Annotated in this window: 1 rRNA gene; it reads right to left on the bottom strand. The window is 53.4% G+C overall.

The features are described 5' to 3' along the window. Positions 1–522: ribosomal RNA gene (locus ACUYLD_RS25470) — 23S ribosomal RNA — on the bottom strand; the annotation flags it as partial.

The raw sequence follows: 522 nt of genomic DNA, 5'->3' as shown, positions 1-522 counted from the left end.
TGTCGGTTTGCGGTACGGGCACCTTCTCCTGGCTAGAGGCTTTTCTTGGCAGTCTGAGATCATGACCTTCGCTACTATAATTTTCGCTCCCCATCACAGCCCAGCCTTAACGATGTGCGGATTTGCCTACACACCAGCCTCACTGCTTAGACGGACATCCATCAGTCCGCGTCACTACCCTACTGCGTCACCCCATCGCTCATAACGGATTACGGTGGTACAGGAATTTCGACCTGTTGTCCTTCGACTACGCCTATCGGCCTCGCCTTAGGTCCCGACTTACCCTGAGCGGACGAACCTTCCTCAGGAACCCTTAGGCTTTCGGCGGATCTGATTCTCACAGATCTTTTCGTTACTCATACCGGCATTCTCACTTGAATGCAGTCCAGCGCTCCTTACGGTACACCTTCAACCCGCATTCAACGCTCCCCTACCCCTGATGCAAGCATCAAGCCATAGCTTCGGTGGTGTGTTTAGCCCCGTTACATTTTCGGCGCAGAGTCACTCGACCAGTGAGCTATT

This window comes from Paenibacillus sp. SER-28 (genome assembly GCF_052906305.1).
Note: the sequence above shows the minus strand (reverse complement) of the source record. Positions and strands in the feature narration are given on the sequence as shown.